The organism is Pseudomonas sp. G5(2012) (assembly GCF_000408945.1).
GTDB classification, from domain to species: Bacteria; Pseudomonadota; Gammaproteobacteria; order Pseudomonadales; family Pseudomonadaceae; genus Aquipseudomonas; species Aquipseudomonas umsongensis.
This window is the reverse complement of record NZ_APIO01000018.1, coordinates 1-14,317: the sequence shown is the minus strand read 5'-3', so window position 1 is coordinate 14,317 and position 14,317 is coordinate 1. Positions and strand designations below refer to the sequence as shown.

The following is a 14,317-nucleotide window of genomic DNA, read 5'->3' as shown; positions in this document are numbered from 1 at the left end:
TAAGGTGAAACGAAACGTTATCGCCGCGTTGCAGTCAGTCGCATATCGCACCTCCTCGGCAAAAGGCCCGACATGCTCACGATTCTCAAGCAAGAAACCTTTCTGCTACTGGCCTTGATCGCCGCACTCGTGGCTTTCCCGCTGGAGCACTGGTTGCTGCACAGCGGCCAGGCGATCGCGCTGGCTGGCGGGCTGGTGCTGATCGCATTCATCGTCGCCGCCTCCATGCGTGTCGCCCATCAAGCCGAACTGCTCGCGGAAAAGGTCGGCGACCCTTACGGCACGATGATCCTGACCTTGGCCGCGGTGCTGGTGGAAGTGGTGATCCTGGCGATCATGATGAGCAACGAAGCGTCGGCTACGTTGGTGCGCGACACGATTTACTCAGCCGTCATGCTCGACATCAATGGCATCCTCGGCCTGGCGGCGTTGATGGGTGGGCTCAAGCATGGCGAACAGTCCTACAACGACGATTCGGCGCGCAGCTACAGCGTGATGATCCTGACCGCGATGGGTGTGTCGATGGTGGTGCCGGAGTTCATTCCCAAAGGCGACTGGAAGCTCTATTCGGCGTTCACCATTGGCGCGATGGTGGTGCTTTACGCCTTGTTCCTGCGGATGCAGGTCGGGCCGCACAGTTATTTTTTCAGCTACAGCTACCCGGAAAAACGCCGCAAGAAGGAACCGCTGGAGCAGGAGCCGGCACCGATCAGCCTGACATTGTCGATCGGCATCCTGGTGTTCGGTGTGGTGGTGATCGGTGCCCTGGCCGAAGTGATGTCCAAGACCCTCGACCTGGGGCTGGAAGGGACGGGCGCACCGCCGGTGATCACGGCGATTCTGGTGGCGGCCATTTCGGCTGCCCCGGAAATTCTGACGGCATTGCGCGCAGCATTGGCCAACCGCATGCAGTCGGTGGTCAACATCGCGTTGGGGGCGTCGCTGTCGACGGTGATCCTGACGGTGCCGGTGATGGAAGCAATGGCGCTCTATACCGGGCAGCCGTTCCAGATGGCGATGACCCCGGTGCAGACGGTGATGATCTTCATCACCCTGATCGTCAGTGCGATCAACCTCAACGATGGCGAAACCAACGCCATCGAAGGGATGACTCACTTTGTGCTGTTTGCGACGTTCATCATGTTGTCGTTGTTGGGTCTGTAGGAGCTGGCGCAGCCTGCGATCTTTTGATCTTGTTTTTTAGAAGCAAAATCAAAAGATCGCAGGCTGCGCCAGCTCCTACAGTGGATCGGTGTTGGGTCAGACGCCCGCGATCAACTGCCGAGCCGCCTGGCTGTGATCGGCAATCAATCCCTTCAGGTCCAGCCCCTCGACCTGCCCGTCGATCACTCGCCACTTGCCGCCGACCATCACCCGGTCCGCACGGTCCGCGCCGCACAAGAGCAGTGCCGATACCGGATCGTGGCTGCCGGAGAAGCGCAACTCGTCGAGTTTGAACAGCGCCAGGTCAGCTTGTTTGCCCACGGCGATTTCACCGATGTCGCTGCGCCCAAGCAAACTGGCCGAGCCTTTGGTCGCCCAGCCCAGTACGCGCTCTGGTGTGATTTTCTCGGCACCGTAGCGCAGACGCTGGATGTACAACGCCTGACGGGTTTCGAGCATCATGTTCGACGCATCGTTGGAGGCAGAACCGTCCACGCCAAGACCGAGCAACGCGCCGGCATCGGTCAGCTCGATGGTCGGGCAGATGCCGGAGGCCAGGCGCATGTTCGAGCTCGGGCAATGGCAAATACCCGTTCCGGCGGCGCCAAGGCGGGCGATTTCATCCGGGTTGAAGTGGATGCCGTGTGCCAGCCAGGTACGCGGTCCGAGCCAGCCGACGCTGTCCAGGTAATCGACGGTGCGCAGGCCAAAGCGCTGCAGGCAGAAATCTTCTTCGTCGAGGGTTTCCGCCAGGTGCGTGTGCAGGCGCACGTCGAGGTTGTTCGCCAGTTCGGCGCTGGCAGACATGATTTGCGGGGTGACGGAGAAGGGGGAGCAGGGCGCCAGGGCGATCTGGATTTGCGCGCCTTCGCCACGTTCGTGGTACTCGGCGATCAAGCGCTGGCTATCGGCTAGGATCACTTCACCTTCCTGCACGGTTTGCTGCGGCGGCAGGCCTCCGTCCTTTTCACCCAGGCTCATGGAGCCGCGCGTCAGCATGGCGCGCATGCCCAGTTCGCGAACGCTCTCGACTTGTACATCGATCGCATTTTCCAGGCCTTCGGGGAACAGGTAGTGGTGGTCGGCGGCCGTGGTGCAACCGGACAACAGCAGTTCAGCCAGGGCGACTTTGGTGGCGAGGGCGAGCTTTTCCGGTGTCAGGCGTGCCCAGACCGGGTACAGGGTTTTCAGCCACGGAAACAAAGGCTGGTTGACCACGGGTGCCCAGGCGCGGGTCAGGGTTTGATAGAAGTGGTGATGGGTGTTGATCAGCCCCGGCAGGATCACATGCTCGCGGGCATCGAATACTTCATTGCACGGCGCGGAGGGCTGTTGGCCGAGGCCAAGTACTTCGACGATCAGACCGTCTTGCAGCACCAGGCCGCCACGGGCGTCGAGGTCGTTGGCTGTAAAAATGGCGAGGGGATTTTTTAACCAGGTACGGGTCGCAGGCATGTTGGCCGGCTCCTCTGAAAGTTGGGTTCAGGGTTGCCAGCTCAGTGTTGCCCTGTCTGCTGATCCAGGGTCGCCGGGGAGGCGAGGTGCCAAGTTTTAATCAAAACGGTGTCGCGGGCAAGCCCGGTCCGACCAGACAACGTAAAACCCTTGCAGGAGCGAGCATGCTCGCGAAAAACGTCCAGACAACGCGGGCATCCAGAAAGCCCGCGTCATCTTTGGCGTCCATCGCGAGCAGGCTCGCTCCTACAGTGGACGGCGGTGGTTACCAGGGAATGGTTTCACCCCTGTAGTTGATGAAGTGATGCCCGCCCTTGCCGGCATACGCATTCACCTGGTCAATCAGTCCGCGTGTGCTGGTGTCCACATCGATGTCAGCACCTTCACCGCCCATGTCGGTTTTCACCCAGCCCGGATGCAGCGACAGTACGGTAAGGCTGGTTTCGCCCAACTGCGTGACGAAGCTGTTGGTCATGGAATTGAGTGCAGCCTTGCTGGCCTTGTACAGCGCCAGTTCCGGCGCGTCTGGCATGGTCACGCTGCCCAACACCGAACTCATGAAGGCCAGCACGCCGTTGTCCGGGCGGATTTGCCCTACAAAGCGTTGCGCCAGGTTGATCGGCGCAACGGCATTGGTGAAGAACAGTTGGCCAACCTCGGCCAGGGTCGCGCCGCCGTTTGGTGTCTGCACCTCAGGGCCTTTCACCCCGGCGTTGACGAACAGCAGGTCAAACACTTCGTCCTTGAGTTTCTGGCTCAGCATGATCACCGCTTGCTGATCGTCCATGTCGAGTTTCTCGATCCGCACCTTGCCCAATGCCTTGAGGGCCTCGGCGTTTTGCGGATTGCGCACAGTGGCGGTCACTTGCCAGCCGTCGGCAAGCAGGGTTTTCACCAGGCCGAGGCCAAGGCCGCGGGAGGCACCGATGATCAGTGCGGTTCTGGACATGTGTGGCTTCCTTGAGGTTCAGGGACGTGGATTCAATGGACAATCTTGTCCAAGCCGTTGTTGCAACTCATCGCGCAATGCGCCCAGTTCGGACATGCGCGCTTCGATCAGTTTGAGCTTGTCTTGCAGCAATCGTGTGATGGCACTGTCCGGATCGGGCGACTGCCAGATGGCGCCGACGCTGTGGCCGATCTCGCCGAAGTTAAAGCCCAGCCGTTGAGCGGTCTTGATGTACTGCACCAGCTGCACCCTGTCTGCCGGGTCGCGGCTGACGGCGCTGGCCTGGGCTAATTCACCGATGCGCATCATCACGTATCTTCGAGGGCTTGACCCTGGAGCATACTCCAGGCTTTAGCCTGGTTGCTCCCGGAAATTGATGGAGCAATATCGATGTGGACTTCAATGCAATATCGCCGCTTGGTTCGCGGCAGTGCCTGGTATGACCTGATCGTTATGGCAGCGTTTGCCACGCCATGGAGTTTTGCCGCGGTGCACGGGCTTTTGTTGAGCTTGAGCCAGGCTTTCAATCTATCAGGCGAGCTACCGCCGTTCGAACCGATGCACGTGTTGATGGCGAATCTATTGGGCTCGATAGTCTGCGTGTGGGCGGTGCTGCGCATTCGTGATCCGCAGCAGGTTTATGGGCGGTATGACGCCGTGGCCAGATTCCTGTTCTCGGCTTGGCAGGCTTATGCCCTGATCCATGGTGTGAGTTCGCTGCTGGTGATTTTTCTGGTGTTTGAATTGATGTGGGGCATTGCTCAAGTGTTGCCAGTGCGGGCCTCTTCGCGGGCAAGCCCGCTCCCACAGGGACTGCGCCAGACACATTAATAGCGGCGCACGCGCATATGTGGGAGCGGGCTTGCCCGCGAAGAGGCCAGACCAGACAACTGCTAATGCCCAGCCTGCCACGGCTGCCCCAATGAAACCGGCGCATACAATCGTGTGCGCACCTTGTCCCGGGACAGCAGCACCAGCACCACAATGGTCGCCACATACGGCAGCATCGCCAGCAAACTCGATGGAATCGCCAGCCCCAGCCCTTGCGCCACCAGGTGCAGGATGCTGGCGAGTCCGAACAGGTACGCGCCCAGCAGCAAGCGCCATACCCGCCAACTGGCGAATACCACCAGCGCCAGGGCAATCCAGCCGCGGCCGGCGCTCATGTTTTCCGCCCACATCGGTGTGTAGGCCAGCGATAGGTACGCGCCGGCAAGTCCCGCCATCGCGCCGCCAAACAACACCGCCAATGCGCGCACGGCCAACACCGGCAAACCCATTGCGCTGGCCGCATCCGGGTTTTCCCCGACCGCCTGGATGATCAGCCCGACGCGGGTCTGCAGCGTCACCCAGGCCACCAGCGCAAACAGCGCGAATGACAGGTACACCAGCAGATCCTGGGCGAACAGCATCCGTCCGATCAGCGGTATCTCGCTCAAATAAGGGAGTGCCACCGGCTCGAAGCCCGTTAGCGGTTTGCCAACCCACGCCGCACCGACAAAGCTCGACAACCCCACGCCGAAGATCGTCAGGGCCAGCCCCGTGGCGACCTGGTTGGCATTGAAGACCAGCGCCACCAGAGCGAACAACGATGACAACAGCATCCCGGCGAACATCGCCAGCAATACGCCGAGCCACAGGTTGCCGGTGCTGAACGCGATGATGAACCCCATCACCGCGCCAAACAGCATCATCCCTTCCTGGCCCAGATTGAGTACGCCGCTTTTCTCGCAGACCAGTTCGCCCAGCGCCACCAGCAACAGCGGTGTACCGCAGCGAACCATGGCGTAGAAAATGTTACTCAGCAGATCGATATCCATCACAGGGCCCCTACTTGTTGTTGTACGGCAGTGGCGAGTGCACGGCGTTTCCTGCGCAGGTTCAAGCGGGGGCGGTAGAGAATCAGCACATCACAGGCCAGCAGGAAAAACAGCATCATCCCCTGGAACAGTTGGGTGATCGCTTGCGGCAGGTTCAAGCTCATTTGCGCACTCTCGCCACCGATGTAAAGCAACGCCATCAACAAGCTGGAAACGAGAATGCCAACCGGGTTCAAGCGCCCGAGAAACGCTACGGTGATCGCTGCGTAGCCGTAGCCCGGGGACACTTGCGGTACCAATTGCCCGATCGGCCCGGTCACCTCACATGCACCCGCCAAGCCCGCGAGGCCACCGCTGACCAACAGCACCAGCCAGACCAGGCGTTTTTCTCGAAAGCCGGCGAAGCCAGCCGCGCGCTTGTCCAGCCCAAGCACTTTGATCTGGAACCCGACGAAGCTTTTGTGCAACAGCACCCACACCGCCACCAGGGCGAGCAGGGCGAAGTACACGCCTGCGTGAATTCGACCGTCTTCCATTAACAGTGGCAAGCGGCTGGCGTCACCGAACATCGCCGACTGCGGAAAATTGAAACCCTGCGGATCTTTCAGCGGACCGTGGACGCAATACAACAGCAGGTTCAACGCGATGTAGTTGAGCATGATGCTGGTGAGGATTTCATTGGCGTTGAAGCGAGTTCGCAACCACGCTGTCAGCCCTGCCCACGCGGCACCGGCCAGGGTTCCGGCAAGCAGGATCACGAACAGTGCCCAGCGGCTTTGCACCTCGATGAAGTTCACCGCCAGCACGCTGCCGGCCAAGGCGCCGAGCAGCAGTTGGCCTTCGGCGCCGATGTTCCAGATCCGCGCCTGGTAGGCAACGGCCAGGCCCAGCGCGCAGAGCAGAATTGGTAACGCTTTGACCAGCCACTCGGAGAGCCCGTACAGGTCGCTGATCGGCGCGACCAACAGCGTATGCAAAGTCAGCAATGGATCGTGGCCCAAGGCGATAAACAGCAATGAGCCACTGCCCAGGGTCAGGGCCGCCGCCAACAACGGCGAGCACCACAGCATCAGGCTCGATTGCTGGCCACGTGGTTCAAGAGAAAGCAGCATGTGAACTCCGTTAGCGTGTGGCGTAGGCGGGCAATTGAGGGGCGTCGAACTGGCCGGCCATCCAGCCACCGACATCGGTCAGGCGAGTGTCGACTGTGGCCTTGAGCGGTGATAACTGGCCGCTGCACAAGGCGCCGAGGCGGTCGCTGATCTGGAACAATTCTTCGAGGTCTTCGGAAATCACCAGGATTGCCGCGCCGGCATCGCGCAGAGCAATTAGCGCCCGGTGAATGGTCGCGGCCGCGCCGACATCCACGCCCCAGGTCGGGTGCGCAGCCACCAGCAATTTCGGTTGTTGAAGTATTTCCCGGCCCAGAATGAATTTCTGCAAGTTACCGCCAGATAGGCTGCGGGCTGGTGCATGGGGGCCGGAAGTCTTGACCCCGAAGCGGCGAATGATCTCTTGCGCGAGCGCCTGGACCTTGCTGCGCTGGATCAGCCCCTTGCTCACCAGACCGTGCTGGAATGCGCTGAGCAGGGCGTTGTCCGCCAGGCTCAGATCCGGCACGGCGCCATGCCCCAGTCGTTCGGCCGGAACGAAAGCCATTCCGCGTTGGCGACGGGCATCGGCACGTAGATGCGCAACCGGTTCGCCGCCAAAGCTGATGGTTGCAGCCTCATTGCGGCTCAGTCGTTCTTCGCCGCTGAGCAACGCCAGCAGCTCGTCCTGACCATTGCCGGCGACACCGGCGATGCCGACGATTTCACCGCTGCGCACGGCAAGGTCGATGGCCTTGAGCGAGCAACCGAACGGGTCCGGGTTGTGCCACGACAAACCTTGTATGTTCAAAAAAACATCGCTGCCGGCCACCTTCGTGTAATCGTCGATCAACTCCGCCGCTTCGCCAACCATCAGGCACGCCAGTTGCCGATCCGAGTAGTCGGCCGGTACGCAATGCCCGGCGACTCGCCCGCCGCGCAACACGGTAGCGCTGTGGCAAAGCGCGCGCACTTCGGCGAGTTTGTGGCTGATGAACAAAATGCTGCAGCCCTCGGCGGCCAGTCGACGCAGGGTCACGAACAAGTCCTCGGCCTCCTGCGGAGTCAGCACCGAGGTCGGTTCGTCGAGAATCAACAAGCGGATGTCCTGCATCAGGCAGCGAATAATTTCCACCCGTTGCCGTTCGCCGATGGACAGGCTGTGCACCAGTCGCTGCGGCTCCAGCGACATGCCGTAGCGTTGTGACACATCATCAATCTTGCGTTCAAGCTGGCTGGGCGAGCCTGCCGCCGCCCCCATGGCCAGTGCGATGTTCTGCGCCACGCTCAGGGTTTCGAACAGCGAGAAGTGCTGGAACACCATGCCGATCCCCAGTTCGCGAGCCTGGGCCGGATTGCGCAGGTTCACGGGCTGGCCATGCCAGAAAATCTCGCCAGCATCGGCATGGACGACGCCGTAGATGATTTTCATCAAGGTGCTTTTGCCGGCACCGTTTTCGCCGAGCAACGCGTGGATTTCACCGGGGGCGATAGTCAGGTCGATGGCATCGTTGGCCAGGCAGCCGGGGTAGCGTTTACTGATGTTGCTCAGTTGCAGACGGGGCGTTGGATCGGCGGTGGGCATGACAGGCTCGATTCGATTGAATTGATGCCTTTGGATAAAGCAATTTTCTGGCCATCAGGTCAGGAAATATTCTGGAAGTCCTTGTGTCAGGGCATTGCGCTCGCTGCCGTGTTGGGGTTGATCGCGAAGCAGGCACCACTTGAGTGCAACACCGTTGATCCGCTCCCGTTTTGCGCATCTGCCTTTGATCAAAAAATGAGCACATGACCGCAAGCCATGCCCGATATGCAGCCGCGCCAGCCATGAACGGGTTATCCACAGATTGTTCCACAGTATTTGTGCGCAAGCTCAAAGGGTGGGCATAAGCGCGGGGCGGCTTTCTTCTAAAAGTGCTAAACCAACCTAACTGATTGTTTTCATTTGTATTTAGCAGTTTTAAAGAGGAAATGGACGAAAAATGAGCAAAGCCCGCAAAGCCGCATGACAGAAGGGTTACAGCGGTATGTGCTCAGGTTATCCACAGGCGGGTGCACAGCAGATGTGGGCAACTAGGCGATAAGTGCAAAAAGCGCAGTGCTCCAAAAGATCGCAGCTTGCGGCAGCTCCTACACGGGATAGCGTTCTCCCTGTAGAAGCTGCCGCAGGCCGCGATCTTTTGATCTTGCTAGCGCTGCAACAAAATCCGTCCACGACTTAAGTCGGCGAGTAGAGATTGCAATGTGGCGATCTGCCCGGCACCCACCGCCAACTGCAATTCAACGCCATTGGCCGTGAAATCCTCCTGCACCACCAGTGCGTCGAGTTCCGCGACGCGCAGCTTGACCAACGCCAGCTCACTGAACGCACAAGCGCATCGCACCGGCACCCGACTGATCAACTCAACCTTTGGCGCCGCTTGCAGGCACTTGTTGGCACCGCCGCCATAGGCCCGGGCCAGTCCGCCGGTGCCCAGTTGAATGCCGCCATACCAGCGAATGACCAGCACGACGACCTGATCGCAATCCTGGGCCTCGATGGCCGCCAGAATCGGTCGGCCAGCCGTGCCGCCAGGCTCGCCGTCGTCGGTACTGCGGTATTGATCGCCGAGCTTCCACGCCCAGCAATTGTGCGTAGCGTTTGGATCGCTGTGTTGGGCGATGAAGGCCTGGGCGTCGGCGGGGCTGCCGATCGGCGCGGCAAAAGTGATGAAGCGGCTTTTGCGAATCTCTTCGCGGTATTCGCAAAAGTCGCTGAGGGTAAAAGGCATAGTGGTCTTAGAGGGAAGGTGTCAGGCCGCAGCCTTTGAGAATGATACGGATCAGATTGTTGCCGGCGTCTTCCATGTCCTGCTTGGTCAGCTTGCTGCGTCCGCTGACCCGGCAGATCTGCGTGGCGAAGTCGGCGTAATGCTGGGTGCTGCCCCACAGCAGGAAAATCAGGTGTACCGGGTCGACCGGGTCCATTTTGCCAGCGTCAATCCACGCCTGGAACACCGCTGCACGGCCTTGGAACCAGGTGCGATAGTCCTGGTTGAAATATTCGGTCAGGCATTCGCCGCCACTGATGACCTCCATGGCGAAGATTCGGGACGCTTGCGGCTGGCGCCGGGAAAACTCCATCTTCGCGCGGATATAGCGGGTCAGGGCTTCGGCGGGGTCGTCTTGCGCGGTCAGGGTATTGAAGGTGCTGTCCCACAACTCGATGATGTTGCTCAGCACCGCCACATACAAACCGAGTTTGTTGGTGAAGTAATAATGCAGGTTCGCTTTGGGCAAGCCGGCATTCAGGGCAATGGTGTTCATGCTGGTGCCCTTGAACCCGTGACGGGCGAACTCGTCCTCGGCGGCCTTGATGATGGTCTCTTCGTTTTTCTGACGAATGCGGCTGGCGGGCTTGCCGCTGTGAGCTGGGACTTCAAAGGTCATGGGCACTTCCGATCAAGAGGGGTTGCGGGCCTTGACGTTGATAGCGCACCCACAGGTTCCAGACAAGTCCCGTTAAGAAAAACCCCTGTCAGCGTGTCGCGGCCAGGCTCTCCAGGAAGCTTTCCAGCACCAGGTGCGGACGACGCCCCTTACGCGTGACCGAGGCAAGACTCAGGTCATAAAAACGCGTCTTGGCCTTCAGCGCCCGCAAGCGTCCCTGTTGCACCCAAAGACTCGCATAGTGATCCGGCAGATAACCGATATAGCGCCCGGTCAGGATCAGAAAGGCCATGCCTTCACGATCCGATGCGCTGGCGGTGCAATTGAGCGCTTGATAATGAGCCTGGATGTCCGCCGGCAAACGGAAGGTCGGGGCAATCGCGTCCTGGCTATTGAGGCGTGCATCGTCCAGTTGCCTGTCATCGACATAAAACAGCGGGTGGCCCACCGCGCAATACAGCAGCGAGCGTTCGCTGTAGAGCGGTTGATACTCCAGCCCGGACAGCGCACTCGCCTGTGGCACCACACCGACGTGCAGTCGACCGTCGAGGACGCCTTGCTCCACTTCGTTGGGCGCGATCATCCGGATCTGAATCTGCACATCCGGTCCGCGTTCCTTCAATTGCGCCAGGGCATGGGTAATGCGCATGTGCGGCAGCGTCACCAGGTTGTCTGTCAGGCCAATGGTCAACTCGCCGCGCAGATGTTGGTGCAGGCCGTTGACCTCGGTGCGGAAACTTTCCAGTGCGCTCAATAGTTGCAACGCCGACTGATAAACCTCGCGACCTTCTTCGGTCAGGGAAAATCCGGCACGCCCGCGTTGGCACAGACGCAAACCCAGGCGCTGTTCCAGGTCACTCATTTGCTGGCTGATCGCTGATCGACCGATGCCGAGCACGCTTTCAGCCGCGGAGAAGCCGCCGCATTCGACCACGCTGCGAAAGATCCGCAGCAGACGGATATCGAAGTCGCTGACTTGTGCCAGTGGATCGGGACGACGGCTGCTCATGCGCTTACTCGATAGTTTAGTGAGGGGCTGACTGAAGGTTACAAAAGTTGGATTTCACCGACTTTATCCCCGTGGCAACTTAGCTGCAACAGCGGTTTTTAATCCCTACGCGCTTATTGCCTTGCGAGGTTTCACCCATGAACTTGCCTGAAAACGCCCCGACATCCCTGGCCAGCCAGCTCAAGCTCGATGCCCACTGGATGCCGTACACCGCCAACCGTAACTTTCAGCGCGATCCACGCTTGATCGTTGGCGCCGAGGGCAGTTGGCTGGTCGACGACAAGGGCCGCAAAGTCTATGACTCGCTGTCTGGCCTGTGGACCTGCGGCGCCGGGCACACCCGCAAGGAAATCCAGGAGGCGGTGGCCAAGCAACTGGGTACCCTCGACTACTCGCCGGGCTTTCAGTACGGCCATCCGCTGTCGTTCCAGCTGGCGGAAAAGATCACCGACCTGACGCCGGGCAACCTGAACCACGTGTTCTTCACCGACTCCGGTTCCGAGTGCGCCGACACGGCGGTGAAAATGGTGCGAGCCTACTGGCGCCTCAAAGGCCAGTCGACCAAGACCAAGATGATCGGCCGTGCCCGTGGCTATCACGGCGTGAACATCGCCGGCACCAGCCTCGGTGGCGTGAACGGCAACCGCAAGCTCTTCGGCCAGGCGATGATGGACGTCGATCACCTGCCGCACACCTTGTTGGCCAGCAATGCGTTCTCCCGTGGCATGCCGGAGCAGGGCGGTATCGCCCTGGCTGACGAACTGCTCAAGCTGATCGAGTTGCACGATGCCTCGAACATCGCGGCGGTGTTCGTCGAGCCCATGGCCGGTTCCGCTGGCGTACTGGTGCCGCCACAGGGTTACCTCAAGCGCCTGCGCGAGATCTGTGATCAGCACAGCATCCTGCTGGTGTTTGACGAAGTGATCACCGGTTTCGGCCGTACCGGCAACATGTTCGGTGCCGACACCTTTGGCGTTACCCCAGACCTGATGTGCATCGCCAAGCAAGTCACCAACGGTGCGATCCCGATGGGCGCGGTGATTGCCAGCTCCGAGATCTACCAGACCTTCATGAATCAGCCGACGCCTGAATACGCGGTGGAATTCCCCCACGGCTATACCTATTCCGCGCACCCGGTGGCGTGCGCAGCGGGCCTGGCAGCACTCGACCTGCTGCAAAAGGAAAACCTGGTACAGAGCGTCGCCGAAGTCGCACCGCATTTCGAAAACGCGCTGCATGGCCTAAAGGGCACCAAGAACATCATCGACATCCGTAACTTTGGCCTGGCGGGGGCGATCCAGATCGCGCCACGTGACGGCGACGCCATCGTGCGCCCGTTCGAAGCGGGCATGGCCTTGTGGAAAGCAGGTTTCTACGTGCGTTTCGGCGGCGACACCCTGCAGTTCGGCCCAACGTTCAACAGCAAGCCGCAGGACCTGGATCGTCTGTTCGACGCGGTCGGCGAAGTGCTGGGCAAGATCGACTGATTTCTTCTTCTATATACCTACAAGAAACGGGTGCGCGATTTGGGCGCGCCTGTGGACAACTTTTCAGGAGCTTCCATGAGCGTTATTCCGCATTTGATCAATGGCGAACTGGTCACCGAGAACGGTCGCGCGGTTGATGTGTTCAACCCGTCCACCGGTCAGGCTATCCACAAACTGCCGCTGGCCACCCGCGAAACCATCCAGAGCGCAATTGATGCCGCGAAGGCTGCATTCCCGGCTTGGCGCAACACGCCGCCGGCCAAACGTGCCCAAGTAATGTTCCGCTTCAAGCAACTGCTGGAGCAGAACGAAGCGCGTATTGCTCAATTGATCAGCGAAGAACACGGCAAGACGCTGGAAGACGCGGCAGGTGAGCTGAAGCGCGGTATCGAGAACGTCGAGTTCGCTTGCGCGGCACCGGAAATCCTCAAGGGCGAATACAGCCGCAACGTCGGCCCGAATATCGATGCATGGTCCGACTTCCAGCCGTTGGGTGTTGTGGCCGGTATCACGCCGTTCAACTTCCCGGCCATGGTGCCGCTGTGGATGTACCCGCTGGCGATCGTTTGCGGCAACTGCTTCATCCTCAAGCCGTCCGAGCGTGACCCAAGTTCTACGCTGCTGATCGCGCAATTGCTGCTGGAGGCTGGTCTGCCTAAAGGCGTGCTGAGTGTGGTGCACGGTGACAAGACGGCGGTGGACGCTTTGATCGAGGCACCGGAAGTCAAGGCGCTGAGCTTCGTCGGTTCTACGCCGATCGCCGAATACATCTATAGCGAAGGTACCAAGCGCGGCAAGCGCGTGCAGGCCTTGGGCGGGGCGAAGAACCACGCGGTGCTGATGCCGGATGCAGACCTGGACAACGCCGTCAGCGCACTGATGGGCGCGGCCTACGGTTCTTGCGGCGAGCGTTGCATGGCGATCTCGGTAGCCGTGTGCGTCGGCGACCAGGTGGCGGACGCGTTGGTTGCCAAGCTGGTGCCGCAGATCAAGGCACTAAAAATCGGTGCAGGTACCAGCTGCGGCCTGGACATGGGCCCACTGGTGACTGGCCAGGCACGCGACAAGGTCAGCGGTTATGTAGAAGACGGCGTAGCCGCCGGTGCGACACTGGTGGTGGATGGCCGTGGCTTGACCGTTGATGGTCACGAGGAAGGTTTCTTCCTGGGCGGTTGCCTGTTCGACAACGTCACGCCAGAAATGCGTATCTATAAGGAGGAGATCTTCGGGCCAGTGCTGTGCGTCGTACGGGTCAACAGCCTGGAAGAAGCGATGCAGCTGATCAACGATCACGAGTATGGCAACGGCACCTGCATCTTCACCCGTGACGGAGAAGCGGCACGCTTGTTCTGCGACGAGATCGAAGTGGGCATGGTCGGCGTCAACGTACCGCTGCCGGTGCCGGTGGCTTACCACAGCTTTGGTGGTTGGAAACGTTCGCTGTTCGGTGACCTGCATGCGTACGGTCCGGATGGTGTGCGTTTCTACACCCGTCGCAAGGCCATCACTCAACGCTGGCCGCAGCGTGCGAGCCATGAAGCTTCGCAGTTCGCTTTCCCTAGCTTGTAAGTAGAAGGGTAAAGAAGGCCGACCCATAGGGTCGGCCTTTTGTTTTGTGGGCTTTTATACCTATATGACAGTTTTGTGAAAATAGCGGTTGACCGCAGATTCTGGAAGCCTATAATTCGCCCCACTTCCGGCGCAGTCGAAACGGAAAACTCCTTGGTAAACAATGAGTTACGAAGTTTTCGGCAGCAGGTTGCTTCAGTTCATCGAAGTGCCAAGGAGGTTGAAAAAGAGGTGTTGACAGCAGCGTGTAACGCTGTAGAATTCGCCTCCCGCTGATGAGAGATCTGAAGCGCAAGTGGTTGAAGTTGTTAAGGTTTCCTTGAAAGCTTCTGAAAAATATCACT

At 59.9% G+C, this 14,317-nt stretch carries 13 protein-coding genes; 4 read left to right on the top strand and 9 right to left on the bottom strand.

Features of this window, described 5'->3' with window-relative positions; all coding sequences use genetic code 11:
• Positions 1-72 precede the first annotated feature (72 nt).
• On the top strand, positions 73-1,164 hold the full coding sequence (locus PG5_RS06660; RefSeq protein ID WP_020796336.1) for a calcium:proton antiporter: 1,092 nt from the start codon (positions 73-75) through the stop codon (positions 1,162-1,164).
• A gap of 96 nt (positions 1,165-1,260) precedes the next feature.
• Here PG5_RS06660 and PG5_RS06655 read toward each other — a convergent pair whose 3' ends face one another.
• The 3 genes from PG5_RS06655 to PG5_RS06645 all read right to left on the bottom strand — a co-directional run bounded on the left by PG5_RS06655 (position 1,261) and on the right by PG5_RS06645 (position 3,874).
• A complete protein-coding gene (locus PG5_RS06655) occupies positions 1,261-2,619 on the bottom strand; it encodes an 8-oxoguanine deaminase (protein WP_020796335.1) in 1,359 nt (452 codons plus the stop codon).
• Positions 2,620-2,884: 265 nt separating this feature from the next.
• Positions 2,885-3,568 (bottom strand): SDR family oxidoreductase, encoded by a 684-nt coding sequence (locus tag PG5_RS06650; protein ID WP_020796333.1) that lies wholly within the window; start codon positions 3,566-3,568, stop codon positions 2,885-2,887.
• Between the two features lie 18 nt (positions 3,569-3,586).
• Positions 3,587-3,874 (bottom strand): MerR family DNA-binding protein, encoded by a 288-nt coding sequence (locus PG5_RS06645; RefSeq protein WP_081648141.1) that lies wholly within the window; start codon positions 3,872-3,874, stop codon positions 3,587-3,589.
• Between the two features lie 84 nt (positions 3,875-3,958).
• On the opposite strand from PG5_RS06645, the gene PG5_RS06640 reads away from it, so the two are divergent.
• Positions 3,959-4,399, top strand: coding sequence for a hypothetical protein (locus tag PG5_RS06640; protein ID WP_020796331.1), 441 nt, complete (start codon positions 3,959-3,961; stop codon positions 4,397-4,399).
• A gap of 62 nt (positions 4,400-4,461) precedes the next feature.
• Here PG5_RS06640 and PG5_RS06635 read toward each other — a convergent pair whose 3' ends face one another.
• From PG5_RS06635 to PG5_RS06610, 6 genes are all read right to left on the bottom strand, one after another.
• Positions 4,462-5,388 carry an ABC transporter permease gene (locus tag PG5_RS06635; RefSeq protein WP_020796330.1) on the bottom strand — a complete coding sequence of 309 codons (927 nt, stop codon included), beginning with the start codon at positions 5,386-5,388 and terminating at the stop codon, positions 4,462-4,464.
• Positions 5,388-6,500 carry an ABC transporter permease gene (locus tag PG5_RS06630; RefSeq protein ID WP_020796329.1) on the bottom strand — a complete coding sequence of 371 codons (1,113 nt, stop codon included), beginning with the start codon at positions 6,498-6,500 and terminating at the stop codon, positions 5,388-5,390. Before PG5_RS06630 ends, PG5_RS06635 begins: the two co-directional genes overlap by 1 nt.
• A gap of 10 nt (positions 6,501-6,510) precedes the next feature.
• Positions 6,511-8,064: an ABC transporter ATP-binding protein gene (locus PG5_RS06625; RefSeq protein WP_020796328.1), complete on the bottom strand. Its 1,554-nt coding sequence runs from the start codon at positions 8,062-8,064 to the stop codon at positions 6,511-6,513.
• 604 nt (positions 8,065-8,668) lie between these two features.
• Positions 8,669-9,250: a YigZ family protein gene (locus tag PG5_RS06620; protein WP_020796326.1), complete on the bottom strand. Its 582-nt coding sequence runs from the start codon at positions 9,248-9,250 to the stop codon at positions 8,669-8,671.
• A gap of 7 nt (positions 9,251-9,257) precedes the next feature.
• Complete coding sequence (locus PG5_RS06615; protein ID WP_020796325.1) at positions 9,258-9,908, bottom strand: TetR/AcrR family transcriptional regulator; 651 nt, start codon at positions 9,906-9,908, stop codon at positions 9,258-9,260.
• Positions 9,909-9,996: 88 nt separating this feature from the next.
• Positions 9,997-10,917 (bottom strand): LysR family transcriptional regulator, encoded by a 921-nt coding sequence (locus PG5_RS06610; protein ID WP_020796324.1) that lies wholly within the window; start codon positions 10,915-10,917, stop codon positions 9,997-9,999.
• Between the two features lie 137 nt (positions 10,918-11,054).
• Between PG5_RS06610 and PG5_RS06605 the strand changes: the two genes are divergently transcribed.
• Both PG5_RS06605 and PG5_RS06600 read left to right on the top strand, forming a co-directional pair.
• Positions 11,055-12,404, top strand: a complete 1,350-nt coding sequence (locus PG5_RS06605) for an aspartate aminotransferase family protein (protein ID WP_020796323.1) — start codon at positions 11,055-11,057, stop codon at positions 12,402-12,404.
• A 75-nt stretch (positions 12,405-12,479) separates the two neighbouring features.
• Positions 12,480-13,973: a CoA-acylating methylmalonate-semialdehyde dehydrogenase gene (locus PG5_RS06600; RefSeq protein ID WP_020796322.1), complete on the top strand. Its 1,494-nt coding sequence runs from the start codon at positions 12,480-12,482 to the stop codon at positions 13,971-13,973.
• Positions 13,974-14,317: the final 344 nt, after the last annotated feature.